Source organism: Hymenobacter sp. YC55 (assembly GCF_029433095.1).
Classification (GTDB): Bacteria; Bacteroidota; Bacteroidia; order Cytophagales; family Hymenobacteraceae; genus Hymenobacter.
This window is the reverse complement of the sequence record NZ_JARNTX010000002.1, coordinates 583,603-603,981: the sequence shown is the minus strand read 5'-3', so window position 1 is coordinate 603,981 and position 20,379 is coordinate 583,603. Positions and strand designations below refer to the sequence as shown.

17 protein-coding genes are annotated in these 20,379 nt (G+C 41.6%); 8 read left to right on the top strand and 9 right to left on the bottom strand.

Annotated elements, in window-relative coordinates:
• Nucleotides 1–70: 70 nt before the first annotated feature.
• From P1X16_RS15825 to P1X16_RS15815, 3 genes are all read right to left on the bottom strand, one after another.
• Nucleotides 71–1,006: a hypothetical protein gene (locus tag P1X16_RS15825; protein ID WP_277230941.1), complete on the bottom strand. Its 936-nt coding sequence runs from the start codon at nt 1,004–1,006 to the stop codon at nt 71–73.
• Nucleotides 1,007–1,126: 120 nt separating this feature from the next.
• Nucleotides 1,127–1,564, bottom strand: coding sequence for a hypothetical protein (locus P1X16_RS15820; protein ID WP_277230939.1), 438 nt, complete (start codon nt 1,562–1,564; stop codon nt 1,127–1,129).
• A gap of 226 nt (nt 1,565–1,790) precedes the next feature.
• The gene (locus P1X16_RS15815; protein WP_277230937.1) at nt 1,791–2,390 is read right to left on the bottom strand and encodes a hypothetical protein; all 600 of its coding nucleotides are present in this window, start codon (nt 2,388–2,390) and stop codon (nt 1,791–1,793) included.
• 71 nt (nt 2,391–2,461) lie between these two features.
• On the opposite strand from P1X16_RS15815, the gene P1X16_RS15810 reads away from it, so the two are divergent.
• Complete coding sequence (locus P1X16_RS15810) at nt 2,462–2,593, top strand: hypothetical protein (RefSeq protein ID WP_277230935.1); 132 nt, start codon at nt 2,462–2,464, stop codon at nt 2,591–2,593.
• Between the two features lie 255 nt (nt 2,594–2,848).
• Here the strand turns inward: P1X16_RS15810 and P1X16_RS15805 are convergent, their stop codons facing one another.
• The gene (locus P1X16_RS15805) at nt 2,849–3,457 is read right to left on the bottom strand and encodes a tyrosine-type recombinase/integrase (protein ID WP_277230933.1); all 609 of its coding nucleotides are present in this window, start codon (nt 3,455–3,457) and stop codon (nt 2,849–2,851) included.
• A gap of 236 nt (nt 3,458–3,693) precedes the next feature.
• The gene (locus P1X16_RS15800; RefSeq protein ID WP_277230931.1) at nt 3,694–5,340 is read right to left on the bottom strand and encodes a hypothetical protein; all 1,647 of its coding nucleotides are present in this window, start codon (nt 5,338–5,340) and stop codon (nt 3,694–3,696) included.
• 512 nt (nt 5,341–5,852) lie between these two features.
• Here P1X16_RS15800 and P1X16_RS15795 point away from each other — a divergent pair.
• Nucleotides 5,853–6,128 carry a hypothetical protein gene (locus tag P1X16_RS15795; protein ID WP_277230929.1) on the top strand — a complete coding sequence of 92 codons (276 nt, stop codon included), beginning with the start codon at nt 5,853–5,855 and terminating at the stop codon, nt 6,126–6,128.
• 136 nt (nt 6,129–6,264) lie between these two features.
• Nucleotides 6,265–6,762, top strand: a complete 498-nt coding sequence (locus P1X16_RS15790) for a hypothetical protein (RefSeq protein WP_277230927.1) — start codon at nt 6,265–6,267, stop codon at nt 6,760–6,762.
• Between the two features lie 90 nt (nt 6,763–6,852).
• On the opposite strand, the gene P1X16_RS15785 is transcribed toward P1X16_RS15790, so the two are convergent.
• The 4 genes from P1X16_RS15785 to P1X16_RS15770 are packed head-to-tail and all read right to left on the bottom strand — an operon-like array spanning nt 6,853 to nt 13,227.
• Nucleotides 6,853–8,787, bottom strand: coding sequence for a hypothetical protein (locus P1X16_RS15785; protein ID WP_277230926.1), 1,935 nt, complete (start codon nt 8,785–8,787; stop codon nt 6,853–6,855).
• 56 nt (nt 8,788–8,843) lie between these two features.
• Complete coding sequence (locus tag P1X16_RS15780; RefSeq protein WP_277230924.1) at nt 8,844–10,409, bottom strand: ATP-binding protein; 1,566 nt, start codon at nt 10,407–10,409, stop codon at nt 8,844–8,846.
• Nucleotides 10,402–12,054 carry an ATP-binding protein gene (locus tag P1X16_RS15775; protein WP_277230922.1) on the bottom strand — a complete coding sequence of 551 codons (1,653 nt, stop codon included), beginning with the start codon at nt 12,052–12,054 and terminating at the stop codon, nt 10,402–10,404. Before P1X16_RS15775 ends, P1X16_RS15780 begins: the two co-directional genes overlap by 8 nt.
• A 6-nt stretch (nt 12,055–12,060) precedes the next feature.
• Nucleotides 12,061–13,227 carry a hypothetical protein gene (locus tag P1X16_RS15770; protein ID WP_277230920.1) on the bottom strand — a complete coding sequence of 389 codons (1,167 nt, stop codon included), beginning with the start codon at nt 13,225–13,227 and terminating at the stop codon, nt 12,061–12,063.
• Between the two features lie 394 nt (nt 13,228–13,621).
• Here P1X16_RS15770 and P1X16_RS15765 point away from each other — a divergent pair, with 394 nt between their 5' ends.
• The 5 genes from P1X16_RS15765 (at nt 13,622) to P1X16_RS15745 (ending at nt 20,377) form a co-directional block, all read left to right on the top strand.
• On the top strand, nt 13,622–15,970 hold the full coding sequence (locus P1X16_RS15765) for an AAA family ATPase (RefSeq protein WP_277230918.1): 2,349 nt from the start codon (nt 13,622–13,624) through the stop codon (nt 15,968–15,970).
• Between the two features lie 24 nt (nt 15,971–15,994).
• Nucleotides 15,995–17,296 carry a restriction endonuclease gene (locus tag P1X16_RS15760; protein WP_277230916.1) on the top strand — a complete coding sequence of 434 codons (1,302 nt, stop codon included), beginning with the start codon at nt 15,995–15,997 and terminating at the stop codon, nt 17,294–17,296.
• 396 nt (nt 17,297–17,692) lie between these two features.
• On the top strand, nt 17,693–18,313 hold the full coding sequence (locus P1X16_RS15755) for a cold shock domain-containing protein (protein WP_277230914.1): 621 nt from the start codon (nt 17,693–17,695) through the stop codon (nt 18,311–18,313).
• 211 nt (nt 18,314–18,524) lie between these two features.
• A complete protein-coding gene (locus P1X16_RS15750; protein WP_277230912.1) occupies nt 18,525–19,733 on the top strand; it encodes an AAA family ATPase in 1,209 nt (402 codons plus the stop codon).
• Between the two features lie 20 nt (nt 19,734–19,753).
• Nucleotides 19,754–20,377, top strand: coding sequence for a hypothetical protein (locus P1X16_RS15745; protein WP_277230910.1), 624 nt, complete (start codon nt 19,754–19,756; stop codon nt 20,375–20,377).
• The last annotated feature ends 2 nt before the right edge of the window (nt 20,378–20,379 follow it).

The window sequence follows — 20,379 nt, the reverse complement described above, 5'->3', positions numbered from 1 at the left end:
GCTAATGTTCCCGGACTAAGAGCCATCTCAACTGGTAGCCCTTGGCTAGGAACGATTGTTTGAAGTTGACTTACAAGTCGGCGAGATGGCGCAGAAGTTCGTGTTTCATAAAACGCACTGACAGACACGTTCTCAGATGCTCTACAAAGGCATCATCAATCGTCCGACTGCCTGTGTAATACCGGGACAAGAAATACAGGTACATGACTTCTCCCTTAGTCATTTCCCCTGCTTTTTGGGGCACTGTTTCTAGCTCCATTACTTCAAACCGCTCATACAGCCCCCGTTCCCACTCGGAACCCTGCACCAGAAGGTGAAATCCTTCTAACAGGCGCAGATATGAGGCGTTTAATGGTTTGAGTTGCTTGCGCAGTGGAAAGTCCGGGAAACGAAGCCCGTATGGAACCTGCACCAGCTCCTCTTCATCGAACCCGCTCAGGAAGGTTTTCTCAGTCGCCGAGCTTACGCTACCGGCATCTGTGGCAGGCTGAGGAACCGGTAACTCTGCCAGCAGCAGGTCAGCCTCAGTTACGGCTGCACGTAGCTTGCTGACCCAATGGACAACCTCTTGGACCATTACTTGAAACAGCGGCGGTCCTACCTGCTGAATGTGTTGCTGCACAATTTCTAAGACCTCCAAAGCTCGTAGACACGTACGCGCCCGGCTGACGTATTCGTCTCCCTGTGACAGGGATATGTACGGCGTATTCTGCACGTACTTTACATTCTGCGTTAACTGCCCGCGCTGCTTCTCCGCCTGTTGAAGGAACTGGCGGGCATCCCGCTTTAGTGCCAGCAGTTGTACTCCGTCTTCGTAGCCGATACCGGGTGTATGGGAAACTCGTACTATATCTGGCGAGTCGTGCAGAATGCGCCTCAGTGCGGTATATGTCTGCGCCGTGATAGGTATATGTTCAAGTTCATTACCTGTCATGTCCACTACAACCACAGCGAAATGACGGGTTAATGGTGTCGAGCTGCGAAGCTGCTGGGTCCATGTGGTCATGTGCCACGTAGCCTCTGTTTTTTTGTAACCCGAAAGCCTGCCAAGAACGTGAGACCGGTTATATACTTTTGCCACTATTGTGCAGCTTGTGCAAATAGCCTCTCAGCTCAATAAATATCTTCAGTACTGAGTCCCATCAACGAAATAACGAGCAATACCCAGCTTGTTCTGCGTTTGTACCCGCTCACGAGCCCGAATGAATGCTTCGCGCCGACATTTAGCAACTACAAAAAAGTAGTCCGTTCGCTTTTTCACTCGTGCCACCACTTCGCCCGTCATCGTGGAGGGTATAAAGCCCGCGTGTTTCACTGCTATGTGGAAAAGCCGGTAGGATTCTGGTAAACCAGAAACTCGCACCACAGGCAGTGTCAGTCCATGTATCGGACACTCCAAGAACACTTCGATAGTTTTATATTTTCGGGGAAATACCAGTTTCGGCACCCCTAGAGTTAAATCGCCACACGCGTCGCAAAAAACTGGTAGCTGCAATTCCTCCTTGTTACTTAGAAGGAGTTCGCCGACTGCATCCCGGCTCCATCGCATCGCCAGCGTGGTCATAGCAAAGTGTAGAAATAAGTTTTTACACTTTGCCGGTATTTACCCCTATTTGATGTCGTGGTGAACGGCATTAATTATTTTACTTTTTGTGATTGTGAAAACCTGTCGCCCACTGTGTAGCGTGTGTAGGGTATTATTTCGACATATTTCACTCATAAATGGTCCGTTTTGAGCTAGCCCAGAACTAAATTTTCCGGGTTTCAACTCCTTGGGAGCCGATACTCCATTAATAGTTCCAGCTACAGTAGGCTGTGAAAGGCGTGGGCTTCAGCGTATGGGTAGCAGCGTCAAGCAGGAGAATACTGCCCAAGCCGTACTCGAGGCGAGTGTAGGTGCGATTTTCGTGAGCAAATACAATGCGCTGCCAGATTACCACGCGGTCTTTTTCCTTGCGTAGATTCAGTGGATTTAGGGCACAAGCAAGGCGATAATCCGCCGCCATCTTGAAGCTTACCCGCCGGACTTCTCCTACTTTCATGGTGGCTAACTGCTCGGTAATAACGGGTGACGTTCGGATATACGTGTTGGTGAGGTATAGGTCCTTGCCCTTGCCTTCCCAGAGAAAGTGGCTTATAACGGCGGAACCCTCCGGCGACACAACATAGCCCGCGTAGGCGATGAGCTTGTACAAGGCAATGAACTGTACCCGTTCTCCCCAACTAAGCTTTCCGTCGCGCAGGTAGCGAACGGTCATTCCATTGTAGTGACCGCTGATGGCTCGGTCGAATACCCGCCCCAGCGGCGTGGCGAGCATGGCAATAAACAGCCCAATGCAAACCAAGCTTCCCAGCATTAGATTGCGCAACCAGCGGCGGGACTTGTTCATGGGCATTGGTGGTACTGCGCGTATTCGCAGGGGTTACAGGGTTCTGGGGAGCTACTGACCCTCATTGTAAAATGCTAGTTCTCGGCGCACACGCCGATGTAGGCGTAGGAGCTGGTCAACTGAACGGCGTAGTGGGGCGGCGATTCGCTGAGCTGCTGGACGATGTGGCGAACCAGTTTCTTCGGCTGCCAGCTTCGACGTAGTACAACGTTCCGAACAGCTCGGCATTGTGCTGTTCGGGGTCATGGTAGAGCAAATCCTGCGCGCTCATGCGTCAATTGCGCACGACAGCACCTTCCATCAGGTTGGGGTCGAACTAAGCAGTAGCCGCGTGCGGCTGTACTTCGCACCGGTACTCGTTGAGAATAACATGTCTTAGTCTGAATCTCGGCGACATTCGCCGAATATCGGAACCGAAGCCACGCTATAATTTCTTACACTTCCCGCCATCTCCCGTTTTAAATAGAGAGATAGATATCTGCTATGCGCTCCTGTTGAATCCCTATGTAGCGTCTTGAAATTGAGATAGATGTATGCCCGAAAATCTGACTCAATACAATCAAGGCTTCTTCACTCCGGTTGTTCAATTCGAACACCCTGCGCCCAAACGTCTTCCTGAAGGTATGCGAGGAAGGATTGAGAGTGTGAATCCCGTACTCGTGAAGTATCTGGCTTATCTCCCTATTCCAAAACTGAATGGATATGGGCTTTTTTCCCTCTGACCGCCCATTGCTCATGATGTAGGACTGCCCCTCAGGCTTACCTACTGCTTCGTAAGCAAATCCAACAAGCTCCTGAAGTCGGGGATTGAGAGTGATATTCCGCTGCTTACCGGTTTTCTGCTCTTGCAGTACGAGCGTGGCTCTTCCCACGAGGTCCTGCCAACGCAGCTTTAGTACATCCCCGGCGCGTAAGCCGCAAAATGTCCCGAGGGCAGCTCCCATCAACATCCGGGCGCGGTTTTTTTTCCTCCGTACCTGAATATCCGTGACCAGCTTGGCGATGAGTGTTTCAAACTCACCCCACGCTAAGGGCGCTGTTTCGGTTTTGCGGCTGGTGTATGACATGCTTTGGGTCTGGATGTAATTTCGTTTATATATGACCTGAACTGTTTTTGAAACAACATTATTGTTCAGGGCTCCCCACTTCACATAAAGCCCTAAAAAACAGATATTTGCAAAATAATGATTGTTTCATTTATAACATAAATGAAACAAGGTCCCATCAGCCACTCATATATTAATTGACCCCGGCTTTTCTCGATGATAATAATTAGGATGCTGAAAGGAAAATACCAGTCCTTCTAATCATCAAAGAAATTATTCCAGCTTGTTGAAATGTCGTTGACCAGCGAAGCGAGTGTATGGAGGTCAATAGTATCCTCCCTTACCGCCTCGTTGAGGAGCACTTCGCTTTGCTTCAGCAGTACCGCATCCGCCAATCCTTTTGCGCGGACAGGATTAACGTCCGCACTCAAGTACTCGGATTCTACAGTTGGGGCTACTCCCACCGCATTCTTGAAAGAGACCCGTACTAGTTCTTTTACCTGCTCCTCATGCTCTGGCATCACCACTACCGAATCATGAATGGTGGCAAACCAAATACCCCGCTTTTGTAATTCCGACCCAATAACCTTTAGAATAATACTTGCTTCCCGACGCTGCATGGTTATTGCCAATTGTTCGTGCGCTTTTCCTTTGTAAGCGTCGATGATGTCAGCTACTTCTCTAAAATGTTGGCGAAATGCCTTTCCCTCGGGAGTCCGCCGAGAATAATGGGTTGAGCAGAAGAATATCTTGGCAAAGAAGGTCTTCTTGAATTCCTTCCGGCTGCGCTTGGTGATGGCATCTGGATTCATTCCCACTAGCTCCATCATACGTTCGTAGAATTTACCCTCAGCCGTCAAGTTGATGTAGTTCGCCACCGTCGCCGGCAGGGAATGCCCAGCGTATTGGTCCGCGAGCAGTAGCGACAAGAGGTAAGGCTGGCTATTGCGGATGTCGAGATTCACCAGCGTTCCGGGAAGCCGCTTGTGAAAGAGGAACTGGCGTAGTTCCCCGCTCAGATTGCTCAGGTTGGTGAAAACGCGGCTGGTGAGGTCAGGCTGCTCGATGAAATACCCGTTTTCAGCAATAAGCCGGATACTCTGCTCGTCCGCGTTATACTTATTTAGCAATAAGCTCTCAAGATAGTTACGCAACGTAATCCCTTGATTGCTTTTAAGTTGTAGCTCCTTTTCTATTAACTGTACCGGAATAAGAGAGTAAACTGATGAAGAAGGAAAAGAGGAGGAAGATGTGGTGTGCTTTGCCTTAAACCTGTCCTCCTTTGCCGAATAGGAGTTATATACTTCCCGGTATACATCCCTGACCTGCGCGGTATTATTCCTATCAATTACCTGTGTCAGCGCCCTCTCGTATTCCAGCAACATCATCCGCGAGGTTTCCAATTTGGCGTCGATGAACGCGTAGGCTTCCTTGTCCCGAATGCCAAGCTGCGTAAGGTTCTTCCACAGAATGGTTTTGGACCACTTTTGCTTGTAGCGGTAGGCGGCGTCGCGGAGCTTTTTGTCGAAGACCTTTTTCGACACAGGCTGCAAGCTTGCTTTGGAAGCCAACGCGGGGTTGATGCGGTAGCCATAGGCTTTCTGCCCTTTCTCGCCATACAGCTTAATAAAGTCGCATTGGACAATGTCGAGCACCACCAACTCATTGAGAATGGCGTCCGCGTACCGGCGCCCAAGAAAGGTGCGGAGCGTATCCAGATGCAGGGGCGAATAGCCCTCTGCCTCAATGCTGGAATCGAATATCCGTTGCTCTAAAATTTTGTGCAGGATGTAGTGGTACTTGTCCTGATGGTCATTGATGTACCGCTGGTCGTAGCCGAGGGCGGCAAGGAGCTGAGGAATGTTGATGCGCGTGGGCACCAGCAGTTTGTGGTGAATAGCCATAAAGTGATTTTTTTACCGGCGTTCCACAGCCAGAAGTAATTTTTTGGCGGGTTGGAACGCAGCGGGAGAAAATCACTTGTAAAAACTCCCGCTGCCCCGGTCAGATAACCCCTGACGAGCTTGGCGAGAATTATAGTGGTTTGTAGAAAAAAGTTGGACCCCACGAATAAATATTTCGCGAAATAAAGCCCTGTACGCCAGCATGTTCTTACGTCACATAAATTAATTTTACCACCAAAGCAATGCAGTAAATAATTATTAAAAAAACACAGGCATAAATATTTACAGGCACATTTCTACATCATAATACTTTAAATATCAACGCTTTATACTCAAAACAAGCGATATATTTCTACATAAATAATTATTCGATTTAATTTTAATTGTATCGATAAAAATTATTTTCAACAAAATGCAGCGGCAGAATATAAGGGGTGAAATCGACGAACGGTTTCCTTATAACCCCTTACACAATGCTACGATTTGAAACTGGGTACCCGACCTACCCTCACATGGCAGACCCACAAGCCCACGCCTTAGGCTGTGAATTGCTCGACATGCAGGACCGCCTGCTCGTCTTCCAAAAAAACAGGAAAGTACGTCGCCTGCTGCAATTAGACTTACTCGTCCGGGCACGACAGCAAACCAAGCTCTTCTGGTTGAGCTTTGCCCTCAAGCGCGTCGTTTTAGGGCAAAGTGAACCCGGCGAAACGCCCCAGCAAGTCTTAAGAGAGGTGAAGTGTTGGATTCGCCGGATGAAAAAGTTGGCTAATGAAATTGGTGCCTAAGCCGAAAAGAAACCACAGCTAATGCTTCGCTATGGATGCTTATCCTAGACGACACCCTTCTCCACTTCTAAGCTTTCTCCTTATGACTTGTCCTAATTGCCTAACCAAAGATTTTTGCGAATGCGTTAAAGCCACCTTGAAAAAGGAACGCAAGCAGCGCCGTGACGCAGCCATTCGCGCCGTTGAAAATGCCCTACGAAAACATCGGGTCATGTACTACTATTCAGATGTAGAACACATGGTGCTTATCGTGCAACCCAATACACCGGAGATGTACTTGTCTCTCAAAAGCCAATCCGATAATTGGGGGTACACTTTGTATTCGTACCGATTTGCTGGTACGCCCCTCTGGTATACTGTCCGCCGAGATGATTTTTTCGACTGGTTGAAGAATCCCTGCACCCTCGTGGAGACTATGCCATTCGGCAAGTTCAAGGGCAAACCGCTAACAGACATGCTCGGGACAAATCGAGGGTACTTAGAGTGGTTGTACAAGCAGGAGAGCGTTGCTGCCCGCCTCCGCTATACATTGGCATTGCTACTAGGAGAAGATGTACTTCCCCTTTATGCCAGTAATTCTTCTCCCCTGCCCCTAACTCCGGTGGAGCTTACTACTGATGATGACCCTCTTTAATCAATGATGGGCTGAAAGTTTTCCAAACGGTCGTTTGGAAAACCTTCAGCCTGCAATTATTGAAGAGGGTCGCGTTAATAACTTCCGTATTTATTTGGAAACTTTTGCTACATCATCCTCAAAATCGTAAGTGAGAGTAAGATTTATAAACTGGTCCCCTTTTATAAGCTTGTCATACTGATTCTTCAATTTTTTGTAGCCAGTGTCGCCAGCTTCAATATTACCACGTTGAATCGTATAATGACGTAGGAAATGTCTTACCTCATCTGAAGGATAGTATGTATCTATTGCTTCAGGTGTAAAAATATTTTTCTGAATAATAGCTTGAGCAGTAGCAAGGTCATCTACATTTAGGCTCTTGTACTCTGACATCCATATAGGTGTGTATTGTAGGTCATTCTCAAAAACATACCGATAGACTATATAAGTCTCTGGCATATAAAGAATATCGAAGAAGTCTTCTAAAGACTCTCCAAAGGCTTTTTCGAAGAATGAGCGAGCCTCACCTTTTGAAGCAGGTGCGACTATTCCTTTTGTGACGTTCAAAATGGACTGGATAGCGCGAACAAACTTTTTATTCCAATGCTGCCCAGTAAAATCCCTATGCTTTGCCTCTTCACCAAATAAAGGGATATACTTCATTGGGAAGGAAAATATTGCTACATCAAGCTCCTTACACAAGTCAATATTGATTTTTAAACGCAGCCAAAGGTCTTCCGGCTTATCTTTAAAATTATATAGAATATAATTAGACAACTCTCGTATTCCGTACTTAGCAGCTAATCGAACAGCAGAAACATACTGTTTTTTCAAACCTATGTAATCGAAAGCTATTCGAAGTGGACGAATAGGGATTTCGCTTAGCTTCTCCATAATTTCCTCAGTCACGTAACGACAATCAGTGCCTTGATTAAAGTCAACGTAACGCATCTTTGGAGATTTGGACCTGTATTTCTCGTATGTATCCTTAATTAAGGGGTACAAAGTCAACAAGTTTTCAATTGTGGTAGATTCAAAATCTACCACATGGTATTCAGTAAGGAGATTGTAATAGTTTTGGGCAACATCTTTCTTTAGCCGCCCTACCAATGCATTAACAAGTCGATGTGTACGTCTTAAGGAACCACGATTATTGTAGCCATCAGCAAGGTTGCGTATCGCAATATCTAATTGATTAGGTTCAACATAAGTAGCTCCTTTATAGAAGCCCATACTTTTTATATCTTCTATAATTTCTAGAAACTTAGGTGAAGCCAGAACATTATTATCCATTAGCAATAAGTTTTGCTGGTCACCAAACCGAGATTTTATATCATTAAACTTGTCAATAGTTTCAATTTTAGGTTTATAAGTAGGCTCCAAAATTGGAACGGAACAAAAGGCACACTTACGAGTACACCCCTTTGTCATGAAGGTGAAGTACGCACTACGAGTTGGATATTCGTAGTCAATCTCATCTAAAATAGAATAATCAAGCGGCAAGTTATCAATAACCAAATTAGCTGCTATTGGATTATTGGGGTCGAGCATACCCGGCTGGTCAAGTAACCCTTGGGAGGGTTTTATTCCTGTTTCAGCTTCTAGTTCTTCGTGCAAGAGAGAAGCAAGAACTCCCCCAACATGAAGCTCATTAACATTTTTTACAAGCTTTTTACAAAAATGAATTGTTTCGACTGTTATTTTCCAGTAGAAAGTGAACAAAGTTGTAACGTATATACGGTCATATAGAGGTTTTTTTTCGTATCTCTTCTTTTTGAAAATATCGGCAAAATCCTCAAGCCTGTGTTGAAGTAAAAATTCAAACTTGCTATTTTGAGTACCTATATCGAAAAGCAGGTTTGATTTTTTAGTTTTAATATATTTTTTTATGTCAGCTTGCTTTAATTGCCAATTAATTTCACTGTCAATTTCTATCAAAGCATCCAAACACTCCTCGTAGAGTTGTTGAATAACTAAATCCTTCAAATCACCCTTAAAAAAGCGAACATTATCACCGAGCGCTCGATGATATGTTGCAATCTTCATAAGACCAATAGGCGGGTACTTGTTGGCGTAGTTCGGCTCTACTAGCAGTATCTTTCTCATTTGAACTTCTCCTCTATTTTCTGGATGAGGTTTTCTGCCAAGTCTTTTGCTAAAACTTTATTAACAACCTCGAAGACTTGACTAACAATTTTACGCTCTGATTTGTTTAGTTTACTGAGCCCATCGACTCTATAAATTGGCTTATCAGAAACCTTTTTTTCTATTTTAGCTACGCTAGAGGAATTTTTATCTTCACTATCCTTTGGAACAAGGATAGTGAACACCTTAGTCAAAGGCTCATCAGTATTAGCAGCAGCTATTTTTTCATATTTCTGAATTTCTTTTTTCGCACCTTCAGCAATTAACTTTTTAGTTTCCAGAGCTTTTACCTCAACTTCATCTTGCTCATCGCTAATTAAGCCTTTTAAACGCGTAAGTTCTAAATCTGCTTCTGCCTGTTTTGCATCCTCAATTTTACGCTTTGCATTAATAATATTTGATACATCATAGGAAAGCTTCTTGATAGTTGCACATACAGGCTTGAGTTTATTCTTAAACTCATTATATAACACACTATCTTCAAAATCATCTCGACGACCATTAGGAACAAGAGATGGATGTAAAGCATGGACTTCTCCAACTATATGTAAAGCAAAGCGGCTCTCAGGAAAAAGTTCTGCAAATATATATTCATCCCCAATTTGAATATTATTTTTTCGCAATCGCAACCCTCTTGAATAATTAACTGGCTTTAAATAAGCATTTTGAATATCGGAAATACTGCGCCACCCCCAGAAAAGAAGCTTACCCTTATTGTCATTTTGTTGAAAGAAATAAACATCTTTAATTTCACCTATTTTTGTTTTTTTCCCTTTATTCATGTCATAAATCATTGTAGTATAACCTTTATAAAGTTTATCATTGTTTAAAAAAATATTATATTCATCAAATAATATACCGTTAGCAGCGGCATCTTCTTTAATTTTAGTGCGGAAAATAAATCCATTATCAAAAGGCAATGGCGCAACCATTTTAAGATATTCTTCTACATCTGCAACTTCAAGCAGTTCATCTTTACGCACACCGTACATTATCACATTAAAATAATGCATGCCACTTTCCTCATATTGACTCAAGTCAAGTGTCGTTACTGCATCAATTACATCAGCCGCAGATTCTTTCTTGTCTCGGTCTTGTATTATTTCAGTTAACAGTTTCGAGTCCCAAGTGATAATTGACTTTGTTTCTTCCCCAGCAAATGAAGTTTCAAACACTAGCTTATCACAATACCCTAAGCCTCCTAATCGCCCAATTCCGCGAAACCCTTTATCCTTACCTATTACTTTTTCTGATTGAGCGATGTTCAAGAGCACATCCGCAACTTTTTCGCGTGATATACCTGTACCATTATCATGGAACGTAATCTTCCTTGATTCTTTTAGTACTTCAATAAATATATTTGCATCCTTCTCAACAAGTTGTTTAGAAGAAACTGCTTTATCTATTGCATCTGCTGAGTTTTGAATATATTCTCGGTAAACACAATAACTGTCCTTATACATTCCTGTTGTCAGGTTCTCTAGAACAAATTTTCCAATTACGGGTGTAGAATTTTTAACCATTTTTAAATTGCTTATAAACAGGCTTGGGGAATTTAATATTTAAGAGAGAACGGAAAACAGGGTTCTGGATAATATACTCTCCTTGCTCTAATCTTGTCATCATTGACTTGTACACAGGAGGAATATACTGGTAGTCACTCTTCGACACTTCAATAGCATTGGTACGACCATATGCGTGTGTGGAACAATTGCCTTTAACACGGTCGTGGATAGCGCTCTTAAACTGTTCTGCCCCAAATAAAATAATTCCTAATGAACGACCGCGTTCCGTAATTTCTAGCATCCTACGAAGGATTGGTGAGTTTTTCGGACTTTCCTTTGAAGCATATTTATTTAACTCGTCAATAAACACAATAATTTTAGAGGGCAAATCTTCCTCGCTTCTATCATTTAATTGACCTAACTTCAATTCATATATAGCATTAACTATATCGCCGAACACAAATCCTTGTGTTTCTTCATCAAGCTTAGCAATATCAATCACTAATACATCATTCTTAGAAATATTTTCTATCTCTTCTGTTAGGCGCACCTCTTTTTTATCTTTGACTACATTATCATTAAAAATAGTGCTTTTCTCCAACACACGATTAAAATGACGACTAAATTTCCTCCAACTTAGCACGGAAATCTCTTTATCCTTTCCAGTGTCGCCTTTTTGCTTGTACTCAGCTAATTTCTCTTTAAAATCAGTCCAAGTTTGCAAATTAGCAAACTCGCTGCTTTGAGAAGTTATGTGAGCTACAATACTCTCCATTGTACCATTAGGGTCATCAATATTAGAGAATAGCATATCTATCTTTTCCTTATCCTCTGCAAAAGTATACTTATATTTAAATGCTTTACCTAACTTCTTTTGACCTGCAAAATCTTTCCCATAAGTTGAATTACCTTGATTATTATCGAATGGGTAATAATATTTAACGTTATTAAATGGAGAACTGCCAACATTTAAAAGCTCATAGTCTGCTTTATCCTTTTCATCAAGTTCTTCATTAGGCTCGTCCAAAGCTAATAAATCGCGTCCTTTTACGTTGACAACAATAAATGCGACACTGTCCTTATTATTTCCTTTTTCATATTTATCCTGAATTGCTTTCAGTAGAAACATTGCATAAGATGTTTTCGAAGCAAGACCAGAGATACCCGATATATTTAAATGAGCACCTTCAGGACCAATTATGAAGTTCGCATCTAAATTGACAGGAATAGTCAATGTATCTTCCTCATACATTTTGATATAACCACAAGGAAGCGGATTTTTAGTATCTGACAATCCTAGTGCTTTTTTTACATCAGATGCATCGGCTAATGACACTGACGAACCATCTAGAACAGGAGTATATATACCTTTAGAATTCCCTACCACTCTAGTCTTTATGTAATTCATGCCAATACGTTCCGTATTAGGCTTTGCTGTTACGTCACCAAAATCACTTGATATAAATCCCGCAAGATAGCTAGCGCCATCGGTGATATGGGATATTTCCTCTACAACACCAAAAGTCGTTGAACCTTTGAGGTGGTTGATTTTAACTACATCAAAAGGATTAAGAATCAAATCCTTTACTGTCCAGAAATAAAATTCATCAACTGTAGATGGCGATTTTTCAGTTGCAATGATTTTACCAATTTGTTTAGTCATTTTTCCTTAAAAAAGATTTAGAAAATGCACGTCGCCGAGATACTGACTTTTGATATAACTCTCTGTTAGGTAAACCGGATAAAGGTGATTTGCCCAACGTTGGTCCTTACCGTAACACACAGGATTACGTTCATTTATAATATTAGCAGTAATTCTATCTATTTCACTAGACTGCAATCCATATTCAATCTCATCGTTTGACACGAGAACTTTTTCTAGTTTTAATATACCTGAAAAAGGGCTGTCTGTATACTTCTTTTCTCGAATCCTGACATACCAAATACAAAAATGCACATCACCTATTCTGCTGGTATAATATCTAATAGCAGGAGTTCTATGAAATAATGGCAACTGTGCAATCGCAGATGCATTACTTTTGCCTTTATGATTTTTCGAAAACTCAGGGTTAAATGACTTTGAAACGCCAACTACACATCTATAATTACTTTTATAAACAGCCAGTTCTTTAAAATTGCTATTGGTAGCAGTCCCGTATTGCAATGTGCCGTCCTTAATTAAATAATTATCTTCATTAAGGAAGTTTTTTTTAGCTAATTCATCGACAATCTGCTTTTCGCATTCAATCATTTTATCTTGAATCTTAGCAGTACCTCTGTCCATATAATCATCACCCTCCCCGTCCTTCAAATCAGATTTATATATTAACAAATCATGAATTCCCACGCCAAATCGCTTCATTTTATCAAGCTTATTGATTTTGTCAATCAAATGCCCGATGTACTGCTTTTCATGTTTTTGACCAGTTACTGCAATTGACGGCAGCGCCAAAACAGGAAAACACTTTAAGTTTACCTTTTTAAACTCTCCTGCAGATAGTCTTTGACAGCAAGCAACACCGACCTGCCCTGCCACGACTGGAAATAGCCGCTGAGAGTACTCAATATCATCTACTTTATAAATTCTGCGCGAGCCATCTAGAAAATAGGTAAATAAGGGCTTTTCTATAGAAAGTTGTTTTGCAAAGTTACTTAGGTCTTTTGTCGTTTTTAATTTATCGTCTGTCTCACCAAGTTTTTGCTTTTCGATTGTAAATTCCTTGGGGTCCTCATATGATAATGATGGTAGTTTCAGTTCGGCATCAAAGCAGAACTTATGTGATTTATAGGCTTTACCATTGGTTTCGTCAGCTATAAATTCTACTATCCTACTCATTATAATACAATTTAGATATAAAATAAAGAAACTAAGTTGAAGTTGGTTGTTTACTGTGCTAGTGTGTATTGAGTATACGAGTAAGCCTCCTATTTCTGGACAACCACAATAACAAACATACTTCATTTAAGGCTATTGAATGGAAAATTCTTCTATGTGTTCGTAGGATTGACTCATATAGATATACAACTATTAGTAGTAAGTACCAAGGTTCTATAACTTAGTGCCATAGCCTCCCGATAGGGGGTACCATAGCGGTAAACTTCTATTATTGACTTTTATATAGTTGATACCAAGTTGATAATGTAACGCGATGCATCTTGATACGCTCGCTGGGGTTTTGAATCCTGTACTACTTTAATGCGTCCTATTCAATCGGGATTACTTTTCAAGGATGACATATACTGAATTGCAACCAAGTTACACAGAGGTACAAATAGCTGTGTATAAAGCTCTGCTTTGCCGTCATAGTGATGACCCGAGCTTTACTTTCTCTGTAAGGCGAAGTGACTTTGCAGATGAAGTTAACAAAGGGCTTTTCATCGGCACTAAAAAGTCGCGCTACTTTGCTTTCACCTTATGGGGAATTCCTGTCAACGATGGCAGTGCAACAGGAGATTTACTAGACTATGTTGTAGGCTGGAATCGTGACGGAACTATGCGCACCTATCTACACTATCAACTCGCCAATACAGCAGTAGGCAAGCAGAACACCTCAAACTTAGTATTTGGAGCTGCTCTCCAACGACAGAATATTCAGTGGAACTCCTCTGCACCTCAAGCTCGGATACAGCGTCTCACATACATATCTGCTAGTACTCTCAATAGCACAGATGAAGTAGTAAACGAGTTGCTAGCGCTCATAGATACCACAGCGCCATTGGTCGATGCCGCTGTATCAGAAACGTATATTTCCGAGCTTGAATGGATTGCCGGGCGGCTCGCCCAAGACGAATTTGAAAATAATCTGATACGGCTTAAAGCAAAACGCGCTAACTGGCTGAATGGGTATGCTCCTAGCTCAGGAGCTACACCCCCCGTTACTACCGATACCATAACTACAGTAAAGCCAGTAATGCCCCAAACCCCACTCAACCAGATTCTATATGGTCCTCCCGGCACAGGGAAGACATACCACACGATGGTTCGTACCGTAGCAATTCTGGAAGGCATCAGCGACGCAGAACTTGAATTGCAATTTCCGCCTGAAAAGCGCGCTGAACTCCGGAAAAAGTTCGATGGATACCTGCACTCATCCCGTATCGCTTTCGTTACCTTTCACCAAGCGTTTACCTATGAGGACTTTGTAGAAGGAATTAAGCCTGTATTACCTATAAGCCATACAAACTCGTTGCAATTAGAGGAAGATTCAGGGGAATTTGAGCCACAACATATGGTTAAGGCTCCCGCAGAAGCGATGCAATACGCTGTGCGGAAAGGCATTTTTCGTCAGATGTGTGAAACTGCTCGAACATACGCATATGACAGAAGAAGGCAGCCTTCATCCATTCCATTTGATGATTTGTATGCTAGCTTCCTTGATTACCTTAATGAACGCACCAGCACAACCTCAGGACCCGTATTGCTTCCCACAAAAAGCCACTCTGAAGTTGAGCTAGCAGATATTGAGAAGCACACTGGTAGATTATCCTTCAGGTATCCTAAGGGTAAAGATGATGAAGGTCCTTATCACGTTGATAAATTTCGAATTCAAAAGCTTTACGAATTATATTCTTCGATAGGGGAAATTGGAAACCTGCAGCAAGATATTAGCGACAAAGTTGGTGGCTCTCATCAAACACTCCTTTGGGTGGCTTTTAATGCTTTAAAGGACTATGAGAACTATCAGTCCGCTAATTCCAATCATGGCTCATCATCTGACTCCGGTGCACCATTTGTCCTTATCATAGATGAAATAAATCGGGGTAACATCGCCAATATCTTCGGAGAACTCATTACTCTACTAGAGGACGACAAGCGGGCTGGACGTCCAGAAGGGCTCACAGTGGTATTACCATATTCTCAGGAACAATTCTCCGTACCAGCAAATCTTTACGTGCTTGGCACTATGAACACTGCCGACAGAAGCGTGGAGGCTTTAGATACAGCATTACGGCGTCGTTTCAGTTTCACTGAGATGCTTCCGCGTCCAGAATTGCTCAGTCCTCATCAGATAATCGTACGCTTATGGTGCCAGAAAAAGCACGAGAACTGCGGCTGGGACGAGGAACCTTATCTAAGTGCTGAGACAGAGCTTTACGAGCTGTTAGGCTGCCAGTCACTTGCGCAACAAAACCAAGAACTTTTCTGGCAGCAGGTCCAGCAGCATGGGGCAACTCCAGACATCACTGCAGAATTATTGCTTAATATTCCGCTAACGGGTATTGATTTGGAGAAATTATTACGGGCAATTAATGCACGATTAGAGCAGCTTCTAGACTTCGACCACATCATTGGTCACGCACTGCTTATACACGTATTCTCATTGGAAGAACTGCGAGAGGCATTCCAACAAAAAATCCTTCCTCTTCTGCAAGAGTATTTCTTCGGCGACTGGGGTAAAATTGGCTTGGTCCTCGGCAGCGCTTTCATTAGACAAGTAAACCAGAATCAAATAAACTCGGGTTATAAGCTAATGCCATTTGGTTCGTACAGCATCAGTGAGTTGAGCGAAAAGCCGGTCTATAAGTTGACTGACGTACGAACACTTGACGCACACGCATTCAAAAGTATTTACGCTTAATCTTACCTGCGTATGTCTAGGATTATGCAGGTACTAGAATACAGTACCCTGAGTATCGGTGACGAGCGCAAGGGCGTGACATTTGAACTTCGGCATTGGAAACAACTCTTCCGCTACCATGACGAGTATGCCGCGCACCGTTACTATGATATGCGTCACGACGGCGTCAAGTTTCGAAGTTATGTCGGCGTCATTCAAGCTGGCGACTTAACTCTCGAAATTCTTCCTAAGGTAGAAGATGTAGACACTGCCAGCGGTACGACCTTCCTAAAGTGGCGCGACATTTTGCTGCGGATGCTGCGCGAATCGGGTACGCTACCGATGGACTCGCTTAATAACGCTTTGTTAAGGGAGAAAGAGAACAGCTTACTCGACATCTACCTCGACCTCTTTCTAACTGAGATTGAAGCCTTACTACACCGAGGGCTGGTAAAGCGATACCGCCACACCGAAGGGCAGCAAACCGCGTTGCGAGGTGCTATTCAATTCGGTAGGCATCTCGCACAGAATCTGGTGCACCAAGAGCGATTTTATACTCGCCACCAGACATACGACCACTTGCATTTACACAATCAGCTCATCCGACAAGCCTTGCTACTATTGCCTCGGCTTACAAGTTCTACCACCTTGCGTGGTCGTACGGCACAGGCAATGTTGCAGTGGGCAGAAGCACCTACGCTAAAGGTTACAGCAACTACGTTCGCCCGACTTTCTTTTAATCGGAAAACGGAAGCGTATCGTCCCGCACTTGTCATAGCCCGGCTGCTGCTGCTGAACCACCGTCCTGACCTACGCGGCGGTACTAATGATTTGGTGGCATTACTGTTCAACATGAACCAGCTTTGGGAACGATACTTACTGCGAACCTTACAACGCTTGTACTCGCCCATGGGATGGACAGTGCATAAACCCGGCTACCAAGTTCTTTGGCAAGGCGAAGATGGCACTACGAGCCAGATGCAACCGGATATTCTCATCGAAGTACCTAATGAGGGAAATATTGTCCTCGATGCAAAATGGAAGCGCCCGCACGGTCGTCCAGCGGAATCGGACTTACGGCAGCTCTTCGCCTATGCTCATTACTATAACGCGAAACATACAGTACTGCTGTACCCGCATACAGTAACTGAGCAGGCGGTAAGAGGCACCTTCCAACACCCCAAACATCTACCGACTTGCGCAGACGAAGAATCGGTGCAGTGTAGCACCATCTTCGTGCAGGTAGGAAGCAGTCAGCAACCTATGGGCACCGACAACGTTGGCGCTGACGGATACCTGCGTTGTTCTTTATCACAAGAGTTAAGTCAATGGCTTACTCCGATATGAGTACGTCACCATTTTCATCCTCGGCATAAGTCACTTATCACAAGAGTGTGGCAAGAGCTAGAAGAGTTTTATCAATTCACGAACAACGGAGTCTTTCTTGAACGCATTCACATGAAAGGTAGAATATTGGATGATAGGATTGGGTCCTTCGCTCTGCCCGCGCTTTGAAGTGGGATGGAGCTCCACCTAGTCGACTACAATTAAGGCAACTGTTAAGACCATACATTTATATGAACTCCAGAGAATTATACACTTGATTATGACTACAAAAAACAGCTATAAAATCGTGTTATAAATAAGTCTGTATATAATCAAAAATATTTATATTAATGCTTTTCTAAACATGTTACACAAGTAAGATAGATGTTTTAAATAAATCTAATAACGACTGATAAAATGAAAGGAATTATAGTTAAGTACATTGAAGACAAAGGCTTCGGTTTTATAAAGGATGAAAATGAAGACACACGTTTTTTTCACATAAAAAACATAAAGGAAAGCAAGCTATTCTTAAACAATTTAACTGATTATTACTACACAGATTGGCTGGAAAGAAAATGCTATGTAGTGAGCTTTAAACCTAGCCAGACTGAGAAAGGCTTAAACGCTCTCGATATTTCCTTAACGCAACAAATTTTTAATAATCCCGAGGAAAAAGAATTTGAGGCAAAGATTATAGATATAAAATATAATACTGATTCTCTAACAAGAATTGTTTCAGGAATTAGCAAAGGTATGTCAGCCCCATTTGGTGCTACGGCAGGCGGAAATGGCACCTATAGGATTGATTATCCTGAAGTGCTAAGGGAACTAAATATCTATTTTCGCAGAGTCGATGACATTGGCTGGGGCACGATTGAAGTGCGAGAAATAGCTTTATCTATAAATAATAGAAGCAAAATTACTAGTAAGCTAATTGAAAATATTAGACATAAAATAATAGGAAAAAATATAACTGTTTACAACAAATCTAATAAGTTCGAGATTGATGATAATTATATTTTAATACTTCCTTAAATGTGAATCCGATTATACTTTATAAAGTTTAATATAAAATCATACATTCAAGCATTGCATTCGATATCATTTACCGAATAGTGAACGCGCTGTTATCTTATCAACTAATGTATCTTTTAGGCTGTCAACAAGTTCCGCAGAAAATATTCAGCAGCACAAATAATAATTACCCGTCTTCCTCTAATTTTTTTGCATTAAAGAGCATAGCTTCATGAAAAATATTGATTTAAGTGGTATTCCACAACGTATTTTACAAAACGCACCAACCATCGATGATGTTAGTATAATCGTTGGAGAGAATGGCAGTGGTAAGAGCACACTCTTAAATTCACTATCCAAACATTTTCTCCGCAATGGAAAGAACGTTATAGCTATTGCTAATTCAATATTCGACAAATTTGATTCAAGACATTTGCATTTCAATTGCTTGAGATGGCGTTCTGGTCGTACCCATTCACGTACAATTTTAAAAAACGCTATTATAAATATGGCTAAAGCAGATTTTTTTGTTTATAAAAATTCATTAATCACTTTAGAATATGTTGGTTTTGATGCAAAAATCGGAGTTTTTATTAATTCTTTATCAGACAATTACAACACATTGTTGATGGGCTCATCACTCTTTTCATCTGATATTGATAAAATTACATACACTATAGAGTCTTATTTACGTAGGAGCAATTCTAACGATTATTACACTACTAACAGAAATACAAGTCCAGTTTGGTTAGATATTGAAGATGGAGATTATTCTTATAGTAATAATTATTCTCTTACTGAATTGTTTGTATGGGAAGCAGAACTCAAAGCTATAGGGGCTATAGGCAGTATTGATGTTTTTTTAAGCAAGAATGGTGAAAGTATGTCAATGATGAGTGCCAGTTCGGGCGAACTATCTTTGATAACGTCTATAGTCTATGTATCTTCTACTATAACAAGAGATACTGTAATCATCGTAGACGAGCCTGAAAATAGCTTGCACCCCAAATGGCAAAAAGAGTACGTTAAAAAATTATTAGATTTATTCTATAGATATCAACCAAGAATAATTATAGCAACTCATTCACCCATTATTGTCAATGGTGCAGAACTTCTTATCAACGATTTATATGTCTACAAGATTGAAAATTCAAATCTTGAACTGCAAGATAAAAGAGTGGTTAATTTAGAGGAAACATTTTATAAATTTTTTGATTTAGCCACCCCTCAAAATAGATTTTTATCAGATAGGCTTGTCAGACTACTTAACGTTTTGAATAACGGCAAGATGAGTTTTTCAGAATTTGATGAAGAAATTAATAGAATTGAGCGCGACTCATACGATGAAAAGCAAAAGAATGTGTTAAAATCAGTTAGGAGAATGGCTCGACAAGTCAATACCAATTTTGACAACGATAACAACAATAAAATACGAGAATAAGGACATTAAATTATATTTCCATGAATTTAAATAGCCTTAGACATTTACTAGATGCAAACGACATTAAACAAATATTCAAAGCAATTAGAGAAGGAGGTGATATATGGGAAAATAAATTACTAGAAACATCAAAACGAAAGTTCAAAGATAACTATCGTGGTAGTAATAATGAACAGTGTTGCTATTGCAGAAGGGGTACTGACGGAGAATTCAGTATGGTCCTTGACATTGAGCACATTTTACCAAAAAGCAAGTTTAAAAAGTTGATATTTGATGAAATAAATCTCAGTGTATCTTGCAAGAGGTGCAATATGAATGTAAAAAGAGAGAGAACTGACTTTGTAGATGAGTCAACGATAATGTCTAATTATACAAATTCTAACGCGTACGAAATTGCACACCCTAACCTAGATAACTATTTCCATCATATAACATATAATGCCCAAGTCGTCAACAATATTAAGATTATAAAATACTTCATACGAGACGCCAAGGGACAATACACTTATGATTTTTTTAGATTAAATGAATTAGAAGTAGACTCACTAAACAAAGCTCAGGGAGTAATCGGATTAGACAACGATAGTGAAAACATTACATCACTAATGCAAAACATAAAGGACATTATAGAAAAAGGTTTATAACA

What these genes read in the sequence shown, in the direction of transcription:
- P1X16_RS15825 (WP_277230941.1), bottom strand. Translation starts at nt 1,006, where the DNA reads ATGACCACATGGACCCAGCAGCTTCGCAGCTCGACACCATTAACCCGT.
- P1X16_RS15820 (WP_277230939.1), bottom strand. Translation starts at nt 1,564, where the DNA reads ATGACCACGCTGGCGATGCGATGGAGCCGGGATGCAGTCGGCGAACTC.
- P1X16_RS15815 (WP_277230937.1), bottom strand. Translation starts at nt 2,390, where the DNA reads ATGAACAAGTCCCGCCGCTGGTTGCGCAATCTAATGCTGGGAAGCTTG.
- P1X16_RS15810 (WP_277230935.1), top strand. Translation starts at nt 2,462, where the DNA reads ATGCTAGTTCTCGGCGCACACGCCGATGTAGGCGTAGGAGCTGGTCAA.
- P1X16_RS15805 (WP_277230933.1), bottom strand. Translation starts at nt 3,457, where the DNA reads ATGTCATACACCAGCCGCAAAACCGAAACAGCGCCCTTAGCGTGGGGT.
- P1X16_RS15800 (WP_277230931.1), bottom strand. Translation starts at nt 5,340, where the DNA reads ATGGCTATTCACCACAAACTGCTGGTGCCCACGCGCATCAACATTCCT.
- P1X16_RS15795 (WP_277230929.1), top strand. Translation starts at nt 5,853, where the DNA reads ATGGCAGACCCACAAGCCCACGCCTTAGGCTGTGAATTGCTCGACATG.
- P1X16_RS15785 (WP_277230926.1), bottom strand. Translation starts at nt 8,787, where the DNA reads ATGAAGATTGCAACATATCATCGAGCGCTCGGTGATAATGTTCGCTTT.
- P1X16_RS15780 (WP_277230924.1), bottom strand. Translation starts at nt 10,409, where the DNA reads ATGGTTAAAAATTCTACACCCGTAATTGGAAAATTTGTTCTAGAGAAC.
- P1X16_RS15775 (WP_277230922.1), bottom strand. Translation starts at nt 12,054, where the DNA reads ATGACTAAACAAATTGGTAAAATCATTGCAACTGAAAAATCGCCATCT.
- P1X16_RS15770 (WP_277230920.1), bottom strand. Translation starts at nt 13,227, where the DNA reads ATGAGTAGGATAGTAGAATTTATAGCTGACGAAACCAATGGTAAAGCC.
- P1X16_RS15765 (WP_277230918.1), top strand. Translation starts at nt 13,622, where the DNA reads ATGACATATACTGAATTGCAACCAAGTTACACAGAGGTACAAATAGCT.
- P1X16_RS15760 (WP_277230916.1), top strand. Translation starts at nt 15,995, where the DNA reads ATGCAGGTACTAGAATACAGTACCCTGAGTATCGGTGACGAGCGCAAG.
- P1X16_RS15755 (WP_277230914.1), top strand. Translation starts at nt 17,693, where the DNA reads ATGAAAGGAATTATAGTTAAGTACATTGAAGACAAAGGCTTCGGTTTT.
- P1X16_RS15750 (WP_277230912.1), top strand. Translation starts at nt 18,525, where the DNA reads ATGAAAAATATTGATTTAAGTGGTATTCCACAACGTATTTTACAAAAC.
- P1X16_RS15745 (WP_277230910.1), top strand. Translation starts at nt 19,754, where the DNA reads ATGAATTTAAATAGCCTTAGACATTTACTAGATGCAAACGACATTAAA.